Source organism: Marinobacter sp. MIT930201, assembly GCF_047122665.1.
Lineage (GTDB): Bacteria > Pseudomonadota > Gammaproteobacteria > Pseudomonadales > Oleiphilaceae > Marinobacter > Marinobacter salarius.
On record NZ_CP138916.1, the window covers coordinates 2,464,404 to 2,484,137 of the forward strand.

At 59.0% G+C, this 19,734-nt stretch carries 14 protein-coding genes; 3 read left to right on the forward strand and 11 right to left on the reverse strand.

Features of this window, described 5'->3' with window-relative positions; genetic code table 11:
- Positions 1-3: 3 nt before the first annotated feature.
- Positions 4-573: a GTP cyclohydrolase I FolE gene (gene folE / locus SIC19_RS11230; protein WP_041332990.1), complete on the reverse strand. Its 570-nt coding sequence runs from the start codon at positions 571-573 to the stop codon at positions 4-6.
- Between the two features lie 194 nt (positions 574-767).
- Here folE and SIC19_RS11235 point away from each other — a divergent pair, with 194 nt between their 5' ends.
- The gene (locus SIC19_RS11235) at positions 768-1,682 is read left to right on the forward strand and encodes an alpha/beta fold hydrolase (RefSeq protein ID WP_036211414.1); all 915 of its coding nucleotides are present in this window, start codon (positions 768-770) and stop codon (positions 1,680-1,682) included.
- Between the two features lie 11 nt (positions 1,683-1,693).
- On the opposite strand, the gene SIC19_RS11240 is transcribed toward SIC19_RS11235, so the two are convergent.
- Positions 1,694-2,764 carry a sensor domain-containing diguanylate cyclase gene (locus SIC19_RS11240; protein ID WP_174447629.1) on the reverse strand — a complete coding sequence of 357 codons (1,071 nt, stop codon included), beginning with the start codon at positions 2,762-2,764 and terminating at the stop codon, positions 1,694-1,696.
- A gap of 175 nt (positions 2,765-2,939) precedes the next feature.
- On the opposite strand from SIC19_RS11240, the gene SIC19_RS11245 reads away from it, so the two are divergent.
- Both SIC19_RS11245 and SIC19_RS11250 read left to right on the forward strand, forming a co-directional pair.
- On the forward strand, positions 2,940-4,034 hold the full coding sequence (locus SIC19_RS11245) for a patatin-like phospholipase family protein (RefSeq protein ID WP_041332993.1): 1,095 nt from the start codon (positions 2,940-2,942) through the stop codon (positions 4,032-4,034).
- Positions 4,035-4,103: 69 nt separating this feature from the next.
- A complete protein-coding gene (locus tag SIC19_RS11250; protein WP_036211407.1) occupies positions 4,104-4,361 on the forward strand; it encodes a CDGSH iron-sulfur domain-containing protein in 258 nt (85 codons plus the stop codon).
- On the opposite strand, the gene SIC19_RS11255 is transcribed toward SIC19_RS11250, so the two are convergent.
- The 9 genes from SIC19_RS11255 to SIC19_RS11295 form a co-directional block, all read right to left on the reverse strand.
- Complete coding sequence (locus tag SIC19_RS11255; RefSeq protein WP_052479405.1) at positions 4,349-5,347, reverse strand: PAS domain-containing protein; 999 nt, start codon at positions 5,345-5,347, stop codon at positions 4,349-4,351. The two genes, SIC19_RS11250 and SIC19_RS11255, sit on opposite strands and share 13 nt — an antisense overlap.
- 139 nt (positions 5,348-5,486) lie before the next feature.
- Positions 5,487-6,299 (reverse strand): zinc ABC transporter permease subunit ZnuB, encoded by an 813-nt coding sequence (gene znuB, locus SIC19_RS11260; protein ID WP_127401946.1) that lies wholly within the window; start codon positions 6,297-6,299, stop codon positions 5,487-5,489.
- Positions 6,286-7,062, reverse strand: coding sequence for a zinc ABC transporter ATP-binding protein ZnuC (znuC, locus tag SIC19_RS11265; protein WP_036211401.1), 777 nt, complete (start codon positions 7,060-7,062; stop codon positions 6,286-6,288). The genes znuB and znuC overlap by 14 nt, the downstream gene beginning before the upstream one ends.
- A complete protein-coding gene (locus tag SIC19_RS11270) occupies positions 7,055-7,546 on the reverse strand; it encodes a Fur family transcriptional regulator (protein ID WP_127401945.1) in 492 nt (163 codons plus the stop codon). The genes znuC and SIC19_RS11270 overlap by 8 nt, the downstream gene beginning before the upstream one ends.
- Positions 7,547-7,631: 85 nt before the next feature.
- The gene (locus tag SIC19_RS11275) at positions 7,632-8,093 is read right to left on the reverse strand and encodes a chemotaxis protein CheW (RefSeq protein ID WP_036211395.1); all 462 of its coding nucleotides are present in this window, start codon (positions 8,091-8,093) and stop codon (positions 7,632-7,634) included.
- Positions 8,094-8,104: 11 nt separating this feature from the next.
- Complete coding sequence (locus SIC19_RS11280; RefSeq protein ID WP_041333000.1) at positions 8,105-9,157, reverse strand: chemotaxis protein CheB; 1,053 nt, start codon at positions 9,155-9,157, stop codon at positions 8,105-8,107.
- Positions 9,157-16,671 (reverse strand): Hpt domain-containing protein, encoded by a 7,515-nt coding sequence (locus tag SIC19_RS11285; RefSeq protein ID WP_127401944.1) that lies wholly within the window; start codon positions 16,669-16,671, stop codon positions 9,157-9,159. Before SIC19_RS11285 ends, SIC19_RS11280 begins: the two co-directional genes overlap by 1 nt.
- A gap of 11 nt (positions 16,672-16,682) precedes the next feature.
- Entirely contained in the window at positions 16,683-17,582 is a 900-nt protein-coding gene (locus SIC19_RS11290) for a CheR family methyltransferase (RefSeq protein WP_127401943.1), read from the reverse strand.
- Positions 17,583-17,609: 27 nt separating this feature from the next.
- Positions 17,610-19,685: a methyl-accepting chemotaxis protein gene (locus SIC19_RS11295; RefSeq protein WP_185906457.1), complete on the reverse strand. Its 2,076-nt coding sequence runs from the start codon at positions 19,683-19,685 to the stop codon at positions 17,610-17,612.
- Positions 19,686-19,734 lie beyond the last annotated feature (49 nt).

The following is a 19,734-nucleotide window of genomic DNA, read 5'->3' on the forward strand; positions in this document are numbered from 1 at the left end:
TGCTCAGTTCCGTTGATTCAGAAGTTGGAGGAATTCGGCCCGCGTAGCTTGTGACTTGCGAAATGCGCCGAGCATCACCGATGTTTTCATCCTCGAGTTTTGCTTCTCCACACCACGCATCATCATGCACATGTGTTGGGCTTCGATAACCACAGCAACGCCGTTGGCATCGGTTACAGATTCTACGGCTTCCGCAATCTCGCGGGTCAGATTTTCCTGGATCTGTAGGCGACGGGCGTACATATCAACAATGCGAGCAAACTTAGACAGGCCAAGCACCTTGCCCTGTGGCAGGTAGGCAATGTGGCACTTCCCGATAAACGGCAGCATATGGTGCTCGCACATGCTGTACAGCTCAATGTCCTGAACCACGACCATTTCGTCCATGGCGGACTCGAAAACCGCGTTATTGACCAATGTATCCAGGCTTTGCTTGTAACCCTGCGTCAGGAACTGCATAGCCTTGGCTGCCCGTATGGGGGTGTCCTGAAGTCCCTCGCGATCAGGGTTTTCGCCCAGGCCTGCAATGATCTGCTGAAAATGGCTGGCCAGGTCGTCGAGCTTGTTGGTCATAGTCGCTTCCGGTTAAATGAATCAGTTCAGGGCGAAAGCTTAAGGGAATTTGCCCGCGCCCTCCAGATTTACGACCACACAGGGCGAAAAGACCACCCCGGAACGCTCTGGTTCGCAAATTGTCGGACCAGATCTGGCAGGGGCGGTTGGTTTGATTTAGAGTTTCAGTCTCAGGCTGGTTTCAGGAAACCGCAATGGAACAGGTAATACCGGGAGTTCGGGGTGCCGCCCCCGGCGCAGGGAATGCGACACTGGAATGGTGGCAACAGGAGGGCAAGTGGTTTTCCTATGGCGGCCACGCGATCTTCAGCAGAATGGCGGGCCAGGGCGATCCCGTGGTTTTGCTGCATGGCTTTCCGACGGCCAGCTGGGACTGGAGCCGGCTGTGGCCAATGCTGCAGCAGCATCACAGCTTGTTCACCCTCGACATGCTGGGCTTTGGCTTTTCCGATAAGCCGGCACTCTACGACTACAGCATCGAAGACCAGGCCGACATGTTCGAGGGCTGGATCGCCGGTCTGGGATTGAAGACAGTCAGTCTGTTCGCCCACGATTATGGCGGCAGCGTGGCCCAGGAACTGTTGGCCAGGGATCAGGAAGGGTTACTGCCTTTCTCCATCGCCCGGGTCGGCTTTCTCAACGGCGCCCTGTTTCCGGAAGTCCACAGCCCACTGTTAATTCAGAAGCTCCTGGGCAGCCCTCTCGGTGGCCTGATCAGTCGCGGTCTCACCCGTCGTACCTTCGAACGCAACTTCCGGCGTCTGTTTGGCCCGGAGACCCCGCCGTCACGGAAAGATATGGATGACTTCTGGTACCTGTTGACCTACAACAATGGCCGCGGAATTCTGCATAACCTGATTCACTTCATGGAAGAGCGCCGTTGCCATCGTAACCGCTGGGTGGGTGCCTTACAGAAGGCAGAACAGCCAATGAGGCTGATCTCGGGTGTGGCGGACCCGGTGTCCGGTTCCGCTATGGCCAGACGTTACCGGGAGCTGGTGCCGAACGCGGACGTGGTGAGCCTTCGCAACGTCGGTCACTACCCTCATTTCGAATCTACCGGTGAGGTGTATCGGGCGTGGCGGGACTTCTGCAAGCAGTCGGAGTAAGGCCCGAGGTGCTACAGGTCGTTGGCCAACGCTTTGTCTTCAGTATCTTCGGGTGGTTGCTCGTGCGGTCTCCTGGCGGCGCTGACTACTTGGTTACGGCCTCTCGCCTTGGCTTCGTAGAGTGCCTGATCCGCCCGATTCAGCCAGACCGACCAGGTTTCACCCTTGCCGACTTCCGCCACACTCGCGCTGGCTGTGATCTGTATCCCTTCTACGAACGGGCGGGCACTGATGCTGGTCAGCAATTCCCGCGCGACTTTGTCAGCATCCTTCTGGCGGGTTTCCGGTAGTACCAGCATGAATTCCTCACCGCCAATACGGAACAGACGGTCGCTCTCTCTCAGCCGCCTGCCAATCCGCAGTGTCAGCTCCTGCAGCACCTTGTCACCGGCCAGGTGGCCCCAACGATCGTTGATCATCTTGAAGTAATCCAGATCCAGCAATATGAGACTGGACACTCGCTCGTATCGCTCACGCATCTGGATTTGGCCGTTGAGAATATCCGCCAATTGCGAGCGGTTGAGGCAGCCGGTCAGGGGATCGGTGGTGGCCAGGCGAGTCAGCTCGACCTGCAGGCGGCCCACCAGCCAGGCAAAGATCATCACGAATAGGCAGGTCAGGCCGAGGGAAAAGGTGATACGCCAGAAATCCGCTTCTGGAAACGTAATAAACGACACAACGGACATGCTGACTACAAACACGATATTGCTGGCGGTGGCCTCCTTCAACGGAAGCAAAAAAAACAGTGCGGCGGCAGCCGGGTATGCCCAGTACAGCCCGGCGTGGCCATTGATCAGGGTGGAATACACCGCGCAGACCACTGCCAATGTCGGGAACAGGCGCCCCTGGAGAAAATAGACACCGCGGAATCGAAGGAATGCAATAACGGCCACTGCATTCAGGCAGAACAGAATAAGAAGCGATGCCAGCAGAACATTGCCTTTTTGCCATTGCACCATCACCAGCGGAGCGACGGCAATAAAAGCCCAGAAATGCAGGTGATAGACGATCTGACGCTTAAAACCAATCACGGCCAGGGTGGGGTTGGTGGCCAGGTTGTCTGTAGTGGCAAGAGGATTCACAGCACACTCCCGCTGTTTGTGGTGGGCCCGCATTCCTTGATCCGGGCTTTTGCAAAGTCTAGCACGGCCTTCACGGGAAGGTAGTTGGTTTTACACCTTTCAACGGGCGAGAATCGCGCTCTGGCTGCCGGGAGCCCAGTTCGCTAAACTGGCGGGCTCGGAACAAGGAGCCGTTATGAGCGCAGTACACACCCGTTCTCCCGCATTGACCATACGCGCCGGCCGCCGTGCTTTTGAGCGGTTGCGGGAGCAACCGTTTGCGGCGGGCGACGTGCACGTCATCCCTGGCGCAGCGGGTGGCCCGAAGGCGTTGGGCATTTCCGGCCTGGATAAAGCCATCTTTGGGGACTTTCTGCCCAGGGCGCCACAGGAGCGCTCGCTGATTGGCTCTTCCATTGGCAGTTGGCGATTTGCAGCGGTGGCCTCGACGGATGACCCCAAGGCGCAGCTGGCCCGGCTGGCGGACCTCTACACATCCCAGCGCTTCGCCAAAGGCGTCAGCATGGCGGAAGTCAGCCGCAAGAGTGTGTTGTTTCTGGAAGAACTGCTGGGGGGCCATGAAGACCACATTCTCAATCATCCCTGGTACCGCCTGAACGTTGTTGTGGTTCGCAGCCGCGGCATGCTGGAGCACGATACCAGGGGGCGCCTCAGTCTGGGTCTGATGAATGCCATCAGTGCCAACCTGGTCAGCCGCCGACATCTGGGCCGGTTCATGGAGCGGGGCATCATCCATGATGCGCGAGTGAAAGCACCCCTGGCCAAGCTGGTGGATTTTCCCAGCCATGAAGTGCCATTGAGCCGCGATAACCTGATGTCAGCGCTGCTTGCGTCTGCGTCCATACCCATGGTGATGTCCGGTGTCCGCAACATTCCCGGCGCTCCTGATGGGTTATATCGGGACGGGGGCCTGTTGGATTACCATCTTGACCTGCCGTACGAACAGCCCGGGGTGATCCTCTATCCCCACTTCACCGATAAGGTGGTTCCGGGCTGGTTCGACAAAACCCTGCCCTGGCGTCGCGGCGATGCCACCCGGCTGCAGGATGTACTGTTGGTGTCACCCTCCCCGGAATACCTGGAATCCCTGCCAGACCGGAAACTGCCAGACCGGAAGGACTTCGAGCGCTACATCGGAGACGACGCTGGCCGCGAGCGCGCGTGGCGCAAGGCGATTGCCGAAAGCGACCGGTTGGGCGACGAGTTCATGGAATTGGTGGAATCCGGGCGTCTGAAGGACGTCATTCGACCTCTGGATGGGAAGCGCTGAGCGCAGGCAATACGCTCCGCTTTGACTATACTGCCCTTGGATACAAAAGAATAAAGCAGGGGCTGACCAATGACTGATGAGAAGCCGGAAATTCCCAGAACCACGCCGTGTTCAGTGCTGGTCGAGGGCGGCAAGAACTACTTCTGGTGCGCCTGTGGCCGCAGTAACAGCCAGCCATTCTGTGACGGCTCCCACAAGGGAACAGGATTTACGCCGGTTAAATACACGGCTGAAAAGAAAGAATGGGTGTGGTTCTGCGGCTGCAAGCACACCGGCAACCCGCCGTTGTGCGACGGCACCCACAAAACCCTGGATCAGGGTGCCTGAATACCGGGCTGGAGGCTTAGCCGGTAACCGCTGAAACCGTGTAGCGTATCCTGCAATGCCAGTACTCTCAGCGTAACAGAGACTTGGCGATCGTCGGCATCCAACAGCTTGAGGTCGATACGCTGTATTTGTCGCTCCTGGCGGGACGCCTGTAGGGTCCTGAGGAAGTTTTCCACGTAGGTGGGGTCGACCAATTGCTCGAATGGGGTGCCGGCCAGGTCCGCCGGTGCCTTATTCAGAAGCTCCACCACCTGGGGTGAAATGTATCCGGTCAGTGCCTTTTCATCCAGCTCACAGATCGTTGCGCCGGAAAGGGCGACCAGGTCCCGGCTGCGTTGTTCGCTGTCATTCAATGCCTGCCGCAGGATCGATTTTTCAACCTGCATGTTGTTCAGTTGCTGTTCGTACCCGTGGGATACTTTTTCGGCGTTTCGGTAGTGGCTTTGCCACCGGCGGATGCGCAGGCACAGGAAAATCACGACCACCGTCGCCAGCACCGTCATCGCCAGCCCCGCAAGCCAGATAAAACGGAAGGAACGGTGGGCAGGTTGAGACAGGAATCCGGAATCCGGCAGTGTGGTTACCAGCCAGCGATGCTCTCCAATTGCGACTTCAGAGCGCAGGGACTGGGAACGATCCGGGCTTTCTGCGCGAATGGCCTGGAACAAGGGGGTTTTGGTATGCCGCTCCAGGGTGTCTACGCGCAAATTGAGCATACCGGGTACCGCATCCTTGAACACAGTGGCAAGCCATAGCTCTGCGGGTGCTACGTTATTAATGGTTCTGGCTGGTGCGACTCCATCTGTATAGAGCGGCGGAAGCTCGTCATACCCACGTAGGCGGGCGACAAGCGCATTGTGCTGCTTGCGGTATACCTGCTCAGCGAGTGACCGTGATTGTTCCTCAAGCGCCTGCGCGGTCAGGCCGGTAACAACAAGGCCGGCAAACAATACCAGCAGGGGCGCCCACAGGTGTGGCAGCGCCATAGCGTGTCCTGTCCCTGTCAATCTGGGGCTTTCCATAGGTTGATCCATAACCGGTGGCGAACGTGTAGGGAACTTCCTGCTCTTATACTTTAGACCACTGCTCGTGCCCTGGGAAACTTTGCTCAGGAATCCATCGCTGTCAGGTCTGGACCTGCCGTGCCGAACCGTATACCAGCAGGAATACGGCAAAACCCGTCACCACCACCGAGGGGCCGGCCGGTGTGTCCAGGTGCCAGGACATCGTAAGTCCACCACTGACGGCGATAAAACCGAACAGGATGGCCAGCCCCACCATATGTTCGGGGTTGCCGGCCAATCTTCTGGCGGTGGCTGCCGGAATGATCAGTAATGCGGTAATCAGCAGGACCCCGACAATCTTCATGGCCACTGCGATCACGATGGAAAACATCAGCATCAGCACCAGCCGCAGACGTTCAACCGGTACGCCCTCAACCCGCGCCAGTTCCTCGTGAATGGTGCTCATCAGCAGACCGCGCCAGAGCACAGTCAACAACGCCAGAATCAGGACGGCACCGCCGTATATCCACAACAGGTCGTTTCGGCTCATGGCCAGCAGGTCCCCGAACAGCAGGCCGGTCAGGTCCACTCGAATGTTGGGCATGAAGCTGAGTGTGACCAGGCCGATGGCCAGGGCACTATGGGCGAGGATACCCAGCAGGGTATCGGTGGCCAGAGTCTTGCTGCGAGAGAACAGCACCAGGGCAATCGCCAGCACCACGCAGGTCACGATAACCCCCACATTCAGCGGAACACTGATCAGAAAACTCAGGGCAATGCCCAGCAATGCCGAGTGCGCCAGGGTGTCGCCGAAATAGGCCATCCGCCGCCACACCACGAAGCAGCCCAGCGGACCGGCGATCAGGGCTACACCGAGACCGCCAATCAGCGCCCGCCAGAAAAAGTCGCCGAGCACGGCATCAATGATGGGCATGGGAGCACTCCGCGTGGTCATCGTGGTCGGCGGACACCACATCGCCATGCAGATCGTGGCTGTGGTTGTGGTGGTGATGGTATACCGCGAGACTTTCCGCTACCGGACGACCGAAGGTTTCGATAAAGGCGGGATCGTGGGAGATATCCGCCGGATACCCGCTGCAGCAGACGTGCTGGTTCAGGCAGATAACCTTGTCGGTGGCGGCCATGACCAAATGCAGATCATGGGAGATCATGATCACACCGCAGTTCAGTTCGTCCCGCAGGCTACGGATCAGCTCATAGAGCGAGGCCTGGCCATTGATGTCCACGCCTTGAGCCGGTTCGTCCAGAACCAGTAGATCTGGCCTGCGAGCCAGCGCCCTCGCGAGCAGCAATCGCTGTTTTTCGCCACCGGACAATCGATGAACCGAGGCGTCGAGCAAATGTTCCACACCGGTCTTGGTCAGGGCTTCAACGCACTCCTGGTGTGATCGGCCACTGAGCAGCATGAACCGCTTTACGCTGAGTGGCAGTGTCGTTTCCAGTGTCAGGTGCTGGGGCACGTAACCGATGGTGAGCCCGGGCGCGATAGTCAGGGCACCGCCCGAGACCGGCTGGATACCCAGTATAGCCTTGATCAGTGTGGTCTTTCCGGCACCATTGGGGCCGATAATGGTGATGATATCCCCGCGCTGGACTCGCAGATCCACACGGTCCACCACGGGGCGGTCATCGAAGTTGACAGTTAATCGGTTCAGCTCTACCAATGCATCAGTCATGGGCAGTGTCCGATTTACAGCCGGGACAAATGCCGGATACCTCGATGGTCATGTTGTCTGGCTGGAAAGCCTCGTCCGCCGCGGCACTCTGGACCGCATCGGATACGCCGGGCGCCGTCAGTTCCAGCACGTTGCCGCAACAACGGCAGATCAGGAACAACCCATGGTGGTTCTTATCCGTGTGAGTGCAGCCGACGAATGCGTTCAGTGACGCAATCCGGTGAACAAGTCCGTGCTGCTGCAGAAAATCCAGTGCACGGTACACCGTGGGGGGCGCCGCATTGTGACCATCCGCAGCCAGCACGGCAAGCACGTCGTAGGCGCCAAGTGGCTTGTGGGATTGCCAGATCAGTTCCAGCACCCGTTCACGGGTGGGTGTCAGGCGGGCATTGTGCTGCTGACAGATAGCTCGGGCCTCTGTCAGCGCCTGGGCAACACAGGCGTCATGATTGTGCGGTCGATAGGGAAGAGCGCTGGGTGACATGGGCACTGTCCTGTAGAATTTGCAACATTATAACATTAGCAAAAGACAGTGCCAGGTGTGATGGTGTGCTGATCACCGGTGAGCGCTAGCGGGAGGCCTCCAGTGCCAATGACTCAAGGTAGCCGAGGTCGGGAATAAAGGCGGTTTCGCCTTCGACTTCAACCGCCATCAGGTCGGCAGGGCCGGTGTCGCCGTCAACCTTCTTCAACTGATCTTCGGTCAGACGTGTCTGGCTGGGGATGCCCTGGGTGACCAGCGCCATAAAGGGGACCGAGTTATGGTGATCACCGATGGTGTTCAGTATGACGATTCGGCCACGATTGCCACCGGGCACGGTCAGTTTGCCGCCATTCGCGGCATCGTAGGAGATCACCGGCAGGTTCAGGCCCCGCCAATCAAGCTCGCCCACCAGCCACTCCGGTGAATGCGCAGCGGGGTCGGAGCTGGCGAAGTCCACCACTTCCGCAATCGACACGTTAGGCAGCAGCAATTGCTTCTCGCTCATCGGTATCATGACGCAGGGCAGGGTTTGGCTGTTATCGTTCATCACTCATTTCCTCAGGCGGAATCCCGTTTTTGCCGGCCCTTGAGCAGGCAGGATTCTTCAATCGTTTTGACGAGTTCGCGGGCGAGCTGTTCCGGTGTACCACAGTATACGGAACACCCGGTTGCTGCCACGGAATCCGGCATGGAACTGTTACCGCAGCTGCCGCTCTCCTGGACCCATATGCGGCTACCATAGGCTTTCAGCAGTGGCGCGGCAATGGCACCATCGTTGCCCATACCGGAAAAGATGATGGCATGGCATCGGGCACCGTAATGGTCGCCGATGTTCAGCAGTACCTGGTCAATGGAGGGGCCATAGGGGCCGGGCCAGGGTGTTTCCCTTTCCCTGAGTGCACCGCTGTCGTCAAGAGTCCACTCTCGCTCCACCGGCATCAGCACAACATCGCCATTGTGAACACGATACCCGGTTTCAGCCCGTTTGAGCTGGTAGTGGGCGTGACGGCCCAGCACGCGAGTCAGCACGTCGGTGAAATTGTTGTCGATGTGTTGGGCATAGATAAAACCCACTGGTAATCCGGGCGGCAGGCTGTCCAGAAAGGTTTTCACCGCGGCCGGGCCGCCCAGTGACGCCCCCAGAATCCAGACCTCTTCCGCCGGCAGGTCCGCTGAGGCCGGCTGGATCCAGTGAGGCAGTTTGGGAGAGGTTTCCGATTGCGGTTGTTCGGTGGCCAGCTCTTCAATAGCGGCCGCGGAATCCAGCTTTTCCAGGTGCCCGAGGGACTGCTCCAGCTTGTCCAGCAACCGGCGTTCCCAGCGGAAGTACTCCGTGGTGCCCGGTTTTGGGGCCGGGTCGAGACCAAACAGTACGGGGGCTTCGGTGTTCTCCAACAGGTGGTCAAACAGCACTGGGTGATCGGCTTCGTCTTCCAGGGTAATCAACCACAGGCTGGCTTCCGGGAATTCAGGGTAGCCCTGCAGGCGATTCGGGTCTCCGGAAAAGCAAACGTCCAGGCCGAACCTGGACGAGGCTTCCTGCAGGCGATGACGCTGCAGGACGATATCCGAGACGATACCGACCGCTGGCCGTCCTGGCTGGCCGGTCATCACTGATTCCTGGTCAGCCGCGTGATGGTGTCAAGCAGCTCGGTTTCCTGGAAAGGCTTGCCGAGGTATTCATTGACGCCAATGGCCAGCGCTCGCTCGCGGTGTTTCTCACCGGTTCGGGAGGTAATCATGCAGATCGGCGTGTCCCGCAGGTTGTCATCGTGGCGCACAAAGCTCGCAACCTCGAAGCCGTCCATTCGGGGCATCTCGATATCCAGCAGGATAATATCCGGCTTGTGATCCTGTAGCTGTGCGACCGCATCCAGGCCGTCTTTGGCCGTGATCACTTCCATGCCATTACGCTCCAGCAGGCGGGACGTTACCTTGCGCACTGTTACCGAGTCATCCACCACCATCACCACGGTGGACTGCTCCTCACGGCGGGAGGCTTCCTTCGCATTCTCAAGGTTCGCCAGGCGCTGGCGCTCGGAGAGAATATCGGAACGGATCATGGCCGGCAGATCGAGAATCACCACCACGTTACCGTCACCCAGAATGGTGGCACCGGACACACCCCTGACCGTACTGAACTGCGGTCCGAGCGATTTAACCACGATTTCGCGACTACCCATCAGGCTGTCCACCTGCAGGGCCATGGGCTGTTCGGCACCCCGCACCAGGATAACCGGTAACGGCAGGGCCTGACCCTGCAGCTTGGGATGGTGATCACTGTTCAGCAGGCTGCCGAGATACTGCAGGCGGTACTGCTGTCCTGCGTATTCGTACATCGGTGCGTCAGGCTTGTAGTATTCCTCAAGCTCGTAGGTACTGACCCGAACGATGCCCTCAATGGTGTTCAACGGAATGGCGTAGAAGTCCTCGCCGGTAGACACCATCAATGCCCGGTTGACCGATACGGTGAAGGGCAATCGAACGGTAAAGACGGTGCCCTTGCCAACGGTGGAGTCGATGTCCAGGCTGCCACCTAGCTGCTTGATTTCGCTGGCAACCACATCCATGCCTACGCCGCGGCCGGAAATCTGGGTAACGGCCTGGGCGGTGGAGAAACCGGGTTGCAGGATGAACTGCAGGATTTCCCGTTCGCTCAGGTCCTCGTCCTTGGCCATCATGCCCTGGCGAATGGCCTTGTCGCGAATGACCTGAGCGGGGATGCCCGCACCATCGTCGATCATCCGCAATACCACATCGCCACCTTCCCGGGTCAGCGACAGCGTCACTTCGCCAGTTTCCGGCTTGCCGGCCGTCTTACGGTCGGCCGGCTTTTCGATGCCGTGGTCCAGCGCGTTACGCAGCATGTGCTCCAGCGGTGCGATCATGCGCTCGAGGATGTTGCGGTCCATTTCCCCTTCCGGGTTGCGGACATCGAACTCAACTTTCTTGCTGAGCTCGCCGCTGATCTGACGGACAATCCGGCGCAGCCTGGGCACCATGGAGGCAAACGGAATCATCCGGGTCTTCATCAGACCTTCCTGGAGTTCCGTGTTGATCCGCGATTGTTGTACCAGCAGGGTCTCGGTGTCCCTAACCCGGTCGGACAGGGTTTCCCTCAGATCCGCAAGGTCCGACGATGACTCCGTCAGGGCCCGTGACAGCTGCTGGATGGCGGAATAGCGGTCCATCTCAAGCGGGTCGAAGTCGTCGCCGTAATCCGGGCCGTGCTCTTTCTCTGCGCGGAACAGGATCTGGGTCTCGGTTTCGATTTCCATCCGGCGCAGCTGCTCGCGCAGACGCTCGATGGTGGCGGCCATTTCGTCCAGGTTGTGGCTGAAATCGCTGGTTTGCTGTTCCAGTCGACCACGGGTAATACTGGTTTCACCGGCCAGGTTAACCAATTCGTCCAGCAGCGGCGCGGAGACCCGGATGGTTTCCTGGGGCGCACGCTGGGCGGCAGCCGCTTTCGCGGGCGTCTTGGACGGAACCTTGTTGGGTTTGGGCGCGGGTACGACCGGTTTTTCCGGTTTGGCAGGCGCTTCCGCCGCCGGCTCCTGGGTCTTCGGCAATTTCTCTGTTTTTGCGTCCGGTTTGGCGGGCTCTGGAACAGCGCCTGTGTCTTCAAACCGCTTACGGATATCACCCACGAGCGCCACAATCGCGTCGTGGTCATTGGTGATGGCCTGCCAGGCCTCGTCGCCCGGGGTATTGCCACCCAGGTCGATCAGCCGCGTTTCCAGCGCGTGGGCCTGGTCGCCCAGCTCGACAAGCTGCGACAGCCGCGCACCACCTTTAAGGGTATGGAGGGCGCGCTGGGCTTCCTGGTTAAAGTGGTGGTTAGCCGGGTCTTTACGCCAGTCATCCAGTAACTGCTCCAACTGGTCGAGGATCTCGCCGGCCTCTTCCAGGAAAATCTCCAGGACTTCGGCATCGACGGTTTCACCGTCTGCAGAGGGTTCAGTCTGAGTGGCGGGCGCGGACAGCTCGTCACCGGAGACTTTGTGGGCGTCGTTCAGTGCTTCAACCAACACCATGTCCGCAGTGGGCTTGTTGCCCTCTTCCAGGCTGGTGAGCATGGTTTTCAGTGTGCCATGCGCTTTTTCACTGAGTTCCAACAGGATTGACTGATTGCTGGAACCGGCGATCAGAGGGTCCAGGGCATCAGACCAGGCCTCGGCCAGATCGGCAATCGGGTCGACATCGGACAGACGAGCGCCACCCTTGAGGGTATGCAGCTCCTGCTGCAACTGGGTAACGCCAGCCAGTTCTTCAGGCTCGTCGCGCCACTGGGCCAGGCATTCGCCAATGGCTTCGTGAATCTCCAGGCCTTCGTCGAGGAAGATGCCAACCAGGTCATCGTCGGAGGCCTTTGCAATAGCCTCTGTGACGGATGCCGGTTGTTCGTCGGCTGTGGGTGCCTCGTCGACGGGTTCCGGTTCTTCCGCTGGGTCTTCAGGTTCCGCGGATGGTATTGGCTTGCCAGAGAGGATGGCTTCAACCTTGGCCACCAGTTCTGTTGCCGGCGGGCAGGGTTTCTGGGTGGCAACCTGTTCAACCATTTGCGCCAATCGGTCGTGGCAGGCAAACAACAGATCGTTCATGTCGCTGCTGGCGTTCAGTTGGCCTTCGGCGACTTTCTCGAACAAATCTTCAAGTACGTGGGTCAGGTCGCCAATGGCATCGACGCCCGCCATCCGGGCACCGCCTTTGAGCGTGTGCACATCGCGTTGCAGCTCTGCCGCCACATCGCGATTGTTGGGGTCTTCACTCCAGGTATGTAACGCGCTGCCTGTGGAGTTGATCAGGTCGTAGGCTTCTTCCAGGAAGATGCCGATCAGTTCCGGATCCAGGTGAGACAGATCGGTGGCGTGTTCCTCTTCAGGTTCCTCCACCGTGGTTTCTGGCTCTTCGGTATCATCCTCTTCCAATTCGGCCAGCGGAATCTCGTCATCATCTTCCGATTCAGCGTCCTGCTTTGTGACATCGGTCACTGGCCTGGAGCCCGTGGCGCTGTCCATGTAGGCGTGGATTTCACTGATCAGGTCCGGCGCCGGGCGCGGTGGCTCCTGTTGCTCAAGGGCATCGACCATACCTGCCAGTCGATCATGGCTGCGGAACAGCAGGTCGGAAAGCTCACCGGTAACGGCAAGCCGTTGCTCGGTCAGTCCTTCAAACAGGTTCTCCAGCTCATGGGAAAGATCGCCCACCGGTTGGATATCCGCCAGGCGAGCGCCGCCCTTGAGGGTATGCAGGTCCCGTTGTAGAAGGCGTAAAAGATCCAGGTTTTCGGTGTTGTCGCTCCAGCTCTGCAAGGCATCGGCGGTACTGTCGATCAGGTCCCGGGCTTCCTCAAGGAAGATCTCCGCCAGTTCCTGGTCCATGTCTTCATCGGTGTCCGCCAACGGTGGCTGCTCGCCATCGGGTTCCGGGGCATCTTCCGCCTCGGCTTCCAGGCTGCGATCGATCTCTTCCAGATCCCCGGTGAACTCCTGCTCAAACGCATCCGGCTCATTGTCTGCGGGCGTCGCGGGAGCGAGGGTGTCCAGCTCGGCAATCAGATCGGCATTGGCCTCGGTGGCCAGTCCGGCCGCGACCTGATCCATCATGTTGATCAGGTGTTCATGGCCTGCACGCACACTGTCGTAGAAAGGCGAATCGGGAACAAAATCGGGGTTTGAGGCACGCTCGTAAACCTGTCTCAGAGCACCTGACAGCTCAGCAACATCGGCCAATCCGGCGTCCTGTGCGCCCTCAGTGAGCAGGTGCAGCTCCTTGCGCAGGGTGTCCAGGGCGGAGGTTGCTTCGGGATTTTCCGACCACTCATCAAGAATCCGGTCGGCATCCAGCAGGATATCCAGACCTTCGTTCAGGAACAGCTGAACCAGTTGCGGTCGTGCGCTTTCTTGCGGTTCATCGGTTCGGGAACCATCGCCACGCAGGGTGGCATTGCTGACCTGCTCCAGTTTTGCCAGGAAGGTTTCGGTGCCCGGCAGGTCCGCCTGGGGATTCTCCCGAATTTGGCCAAGGCCCTGGGTCAGGAAATGACAGGTATCGCCAATCAGGCTTATAACGTCGCGATCGGCCCGTTTGTTTTGTGCCCGGGCTTCCTTGACGAAGCGTTCCAGGGGCGTGATCACCGCGGCAATAGGTGCGATACCGGCGGTGTGTGCGCTGCCTTTGAGGGTATGAAGCGCGCGAGACAGGTCATCGGTATAAGCAACGCTCGCTTTGTCGCCTGCGGCATCGAGGAAATCCCGCAGGGTTTGCAAGTGGGTTTCGGTTTCACTTTCGAAAATGTCCAGCAGCACTGGGTCGACGACGGTGTCGTCTTCCTCTTCCGCTGCTGTCAAATCTGGCTCGGCTTCTCCGTTCGTCGCTCCTGACTGTGGCTCAGACGGAGGCATGGTGCTGGCATCGGGAATTTCGCCGTTTGCCAGGGCGTTGGCGCGTGCTTCCATGCTCGATGTGTCGCGGGAAGGGGGCTGGCGTTTCTCGAAATCGTCAACCAATTCCGGCAGGGCCGCGGTAACGTCTTCCAGCAGCGCCGCAATGTCGTCGTTCATGAAAATGCTGCCGTCAATCACGCGGTTCAGCATGTTCTCAACAGACCAGGCCAGTTCGCCGACAACCAGCGCACCCACCATCCGACCACTTCCCTTCAGGGTATGGAAAGCGCGCCGGACTTCCGAGAGCGCCGTGCGGTCGTCGTGCTGACGTAGCAACATGGGCAGGTATTCGCGAACGGTATCCAGTACCTCACCGGCTTCCTCGATAAAGATCTCGAGAATTTCATCGTCGATAAGGTCATCGTCAAACTCAACTTCAGCTGCGGACGGTTGCCCGGTACTGACAGCTTCGCCATCGTTGCCACTGTCGATTGTGGGTAGCTCATCATCCGCTGAACTGCCGTCTTCCGATGCGGTGTCGATGTCAGTTTTTCGCGTGGTAGACAGAGCTTCAGCGCGTTCAATCAGCTCTCCAACCTCGCCATCGGCCTGTCCGTCACGGAAGTCGTTGATCAGCGCAGGAATTCGACTGTTGACGTCATCAATCAGGCTGAACATGTCATCGGTGGGTCGTAGCGTCTGGTCGATCACCCGGTTGAGCAGGTTTTCCACGGACCATGCCAGTTCACCGATGCTGGTTGCGCCCACGAGCCGGCCACTGCCCTTGAGGGTGTGGAACGCGCGGCGGACTTCAGTCAGTGCGTCGCGATCGTCGTGGTTTTGGCGCAGGCGAGGATAGAATTCATTGATGGTTTCCAGGACTTCTTCGGCTTCCTCAATGAAAATGCCGAGGATCTCATCATCCAGCAGTTCTTTATCGGAGCTCTTGGATTCGGCTTCTACCGATTCGACGGGTACTTCCGAATCAATAACCGGCACGTCGTCAGCTGTTGGATGCTGCCAGGTAGGCTCCTCGCCAACCGGGAAGCCCAGGGAGTTCAGGCTGGCCTCGGCAACCCCGAGTACGCTCTCATTGTCGCTGATGCCCTCGGCGAGCCGCTCCAGATAGTACTCAATACTGGTAATAGCGTCGGCCAGCGTGTCGAGCTGTTTCCAGTCGGGAACCTGCTTGCCCCCCAGCAGTACGTCGGTGATGTAACGTTCGGCGGAGGCGAGCATGTCGGCCACGCGGTCAAGGGGAATCAGGCTCAGGCCACCACGGATGCTGTGCAGGAGGCCGGGGACGTGTTCGATTTCACCGGTTTCCCATTGGGAAGCGATGAAATTGACGATGGCCGTTTTTACCTGCTCCAGCGTATTGCGGGACTCCCGCAGCAAAGCGCTGCTGGCTTCACCCAGTTCGCGGGAGCCAAGGTTGATGGTTTGGGTGTCGTCGCCGATGGCATCCGATTCCGACTGTCGGTCACTGTCCAGGCCAGCCAGACTGGCTTCGACGTAGAGCAGAGCGCCGGCAATATCCATCAGGGTGCCGTCATCCACCGAGTCAGACTGGTTGGCCAGCTTCTCCACCAGTTCGATCTGTTCGGTAATGACCTTGCGGGGTATGCCCAGGCCCAGCACCGCCAGGGTATTGGCGACCTGGCGCAGGCCCGGAAGCAGTTCTTCCAGTTCATCGTTCTGGCGTAGCTCGGAGCGCACAAACAGATCGAGCTGGTCTTTGAGTTTGGCCAATTCTTCGTTGAGGGCGCTGACCACCGAGTGGATGGCGTCACGCCCTGGGCCCGAAACCCGGTTCTTGGCGGCGTCCACATCATCGTCGGAAGGCAGTGCGTGATCGAGCCGGTAGCTGTCGCGCAGTTCCCTCACGAGTGGTGTATCGAGATCGCGAGCACGAGCAACGTAGTAGAGCAGATGTTTCAGGAGAGCTTCTGGAACCGCCTGCTGCAGGATATCAATGTGCTCGTCTGTAAGACGGCGAATTTCGGCGTCCAGCTCGCGCAACAGGGACTTCACGGCTGTATTGACCGGGTTCGCATGCTGCTGGAGCGTTTCCACGAATGCTCCGGCTGCTTTCCAGAGTTCGCCCCGAGGCGTTTTCTGGCACAGGCGGATCAGCCGCTGGATCACCTTCTGCATGTAATCGAAATGGGCGTCCAGGTCGGCCTCGCGAATCACGCCAGCGAGGGCGAACTGATACATCTGGCGCAATTTGCGGATATGTCCAAGTACCTTCGGATCCTGAAGGCGCTGGGACACATTGGCGGCAGCCGTTGCCCTTGAGGGCGACAGGTCTGGCTTGAACAGCGATGTATCGGACAGCAGGGACTCACCCCGTGCAGCACGGAGATCGTTCAGCAATGGTAGTAGCACCATCGGGAAATCGTCTTTGCTACTGGCCAGGTGCTCCAGATACTGGGGCAGTTGCAGGATGGCCTGCATCAGCACATCGACGGCATCGTCCACACTGGCGACGGTTTCGTTCAGGACCGCCTGGGTCAGTTTCTCCATTTCCTCGGTCAGCAGGGCCGCGCCGTAAAGCTCGACCATCTGCAGGGTACCGTGAACCTGGTGGAGATAGTTCAGGCAGAAGCGCAGGCGCGCGGTGTCGTCACGATTCTCGACATACGCTTCCAGTGCGTGCTGACCCTGGGTCAACGTGTCCTGTATTTCGCCCCGAACCCAGTCCAGGGCGATGCTGTCATGGTGATTGCCCATAACCACTCCGGTTATTCTTCGTCAGTCTGGCGTTTGATCCACGCCAGCACATGTTCCGAGGGTACCCTCTGTAAGCCAGGGGGCTGCCAGTCGGTCAACTCTCCCTGGCCCAGGACCAGCAACCCCCCGGGCGCCAGCCGCTCTGCAAGCCTTTTCACGATTTCCCGCCGGCGCCAGCGCCGGAAATAAATCAGCAGGTTCTGGCAGAAGATAATATTCATTCCATGCATCGGAGCGTGTTTCAGATCCAGCACATTCAGTCTGGTGAAACACACCCGCTCCCGGATGCTTTCTATAATCTCGACGTTGTTCCGTTCCGCCGGCCGGAAATACCGGGCTTTCATGGCGTCATCCATTCCCATCAGCTTGCGGGCACTGAACAGGCCTGACTGGGCCTTGTCGATGGCCGGTTTACTGATGTCAGAGCCGGTAACGCCAAACAATGGTTGTAGCGACAACCCCTCCATACTCTCATTCAGCAGCATGGCCAGCGTGTAGGGTTCCTCGCCGGTGGAACATCCCACACTCCAGGCTTCCAGGGGGCGCCGTTTCAGCGTCTCCCGGGGCCGGGTAAGCACATAGTCAGACACCAGCCGGAAGGCATCCGGATCCCGGAAGAACCGGGTTTCCTGAACCGTCAGCCGATCCACCAGGGTGGACCATTCAACGACAGCGTCCGGGCCGGATACGATCTTCTCGTAATAGGCCTGATAACTACTGCAACCAATCTCCCGCATGCGGATCCCGAGGTTGGTCTCGAGAAACGATTTGCGCTCGGAAGACAGGGTAATGCCGGTACGATGCTCAAGCAGCGTCTGCCACTGGTTGAACTGCGCCTCGTCCATATCGGGAAGTCGGCGCAGTGACCAGATGCCTTCGGCGGGTGACAGATGGTTGCGTGTTTCAGCCATAAACTGTCAGCAGCCTCGCAGCGGTTGTCAGCTCACCACCGGTACGTCGCTGTCTTCCTCTTCTTCCTGATCGGCCGACTCTTCCTCGGGCAGTGTGAAGCCCGCAACAGAGGACCGCAGTTCAGACGCCATCTCTGCCAGGTTACCGATAGACTTCGCGGTCGCGTTGGTACCGGAGGACGTCTGCGAGGTGATTTCCTGGATGACGTTCATGGTGTTGGAAATGTGCGCCGCAGAGGACGACTGCTGACGGGCGGCGTTGGAAATGTTCTGGATCAATTCCGCCAGGGACATGGAAACGTTCTCGATTTCCTCGAGCGCAATACCCGCGTCCTGTGCCAGACGTGCACCACGGACCACCTCGGCGGTGGTGTGTTCCATGGAGATAACAGCTTCGTTGGTGTCTGACTGGATCGTCTTAACCAGTGCCTCAATCTGCTTGGTTGCTGCAGAGGAGCGTTCCGCCAGTCGCTGAACTTCGTCCGCAACCACCGCGAAGCCCCGGCCTGCGTCACCGGCCATGGAGGCCTGGATCGCGGCGTTCAGGGACAGGATGTTGGTTTGGTCGGCGATGTCGTTGATCAGGGATACGATGTCACCGATTTCCTGGGAAGATTCACCCAGGCGCTTGATCCGTTTGGAGGTTTCCTGGATCTGCTCACGGATGTTGTCCATGCCGCGGATGGTGTTCTGTACCACTTCCGCGCCTTTCTTCGCGATCGCAACCGACCGTTCCGCAACCGCGGAGGATTCAGCCGCGTTGGAAGATACCTGGTCGATGGACACGGCCATCTCGTTCACAGCGGCAGAGGCGCCGGCAATTTCCTGGGCCTGGTGCTCGGAAGCGTCCGCCAGGTGCATTGCTGTGGCCTGGGTTTCCTGGGCGGCTGACGCTACCCGTACCGCAGTACCACGGATCGCCTGTACCAGTCCGCGCATCTGGTCGATCGCGTAGTTGATGGAGTCGGCGATAGCACCGGTGAAGTCCTCGGTTACCGTGGCCTCCGTGGTCAAGTCACCATCCGCCAGGTCAGCCAGTTCGTCCAGCAGTCGCAGGATCGCGTTCTGGTTCTGCTCGTTCTGTTCCTGGGTCGTTGCCAGACGCTCCTGGGCTTCGCGGTAGAGCACCACACCGATCATCACAACGATACCGACCATCGCGGCCAGGATGATGAACGCCAGCGTGGGGCTGACGAAACGGGATCCGGCCTGGCCGGTGAATTTCTCGGACAGAACTGACAGTTCGTCCAGCAGAACCTGTGAGTTCTGGAAGATGTCGCTGGCCGCAGTACGCACCTTGAAGAGGTCGGGAGAGGCTTCAAGGATGGCGTCTACGTTCTGGGAAACGAATTCAAACAGTTCGCCAACGGCTTCCAGGCCGTAGATGGCATCTTCATCGTTTACCTGGGAGATGCCCATGGCCGGGTTGCCATTGACCTGGCCGTCTAGAACCCGGCCAAACAGGCTGGCGTCGCGGCCAAACCGGTCAGCGGCGATAACCGCGTCTTCGTCACCGGAAAGTACGTTGTTGACTGAGCGCACAATCCGTTCCGCCAGCAGGGACTGGCGCTGTGCCAGTGCGATCTGTTCAGCGGGTGCGTTGTTATCCAGCAGGATCTGAACGATGTCGTCGTATTCCACCTGCAACTGCGGAATGGTTTCGTTCAGGGTCCGTGCCACTTCGTGGAGGCCGAGGACCGCGTCCTGGGTGGACAGGATGCTGTCGGCGTTGTCACGAACCGATTCCCAGGTTGACTGTACGTTGCTGTTCTGAGCAACCTCGCTTGGGGGCAGGCCGGTTTCCGGATTACCGTCAACTACATAGCCCCACAGCCGTTCGAACTCGTCACGGGAACGTCGCAGTGCGTCGAACGCTGACGCGGTGCCACCGGCGGCTTCCGTCGCGTTTTTCGCGATTTCCTGAGACAGCACCCTCAGTTCGGCTGAGTGAGCGATGTATTCCTGATCGTTCTGGCTGTCCCGATTGATAATGAACAGCACCGCAACGAGCAGGACGGTCAATGCGATCAGCGCGGCAATCAGGCCGGCAACCAGTTTGTTGCCTCCCTGTCCCATACTGAGTCTTCCGGCTCTATTTTTCATTTTCTGGCTCCCGGCCTCTTCGTAATAGTGGCAAGTTTGTTTCTGCGGG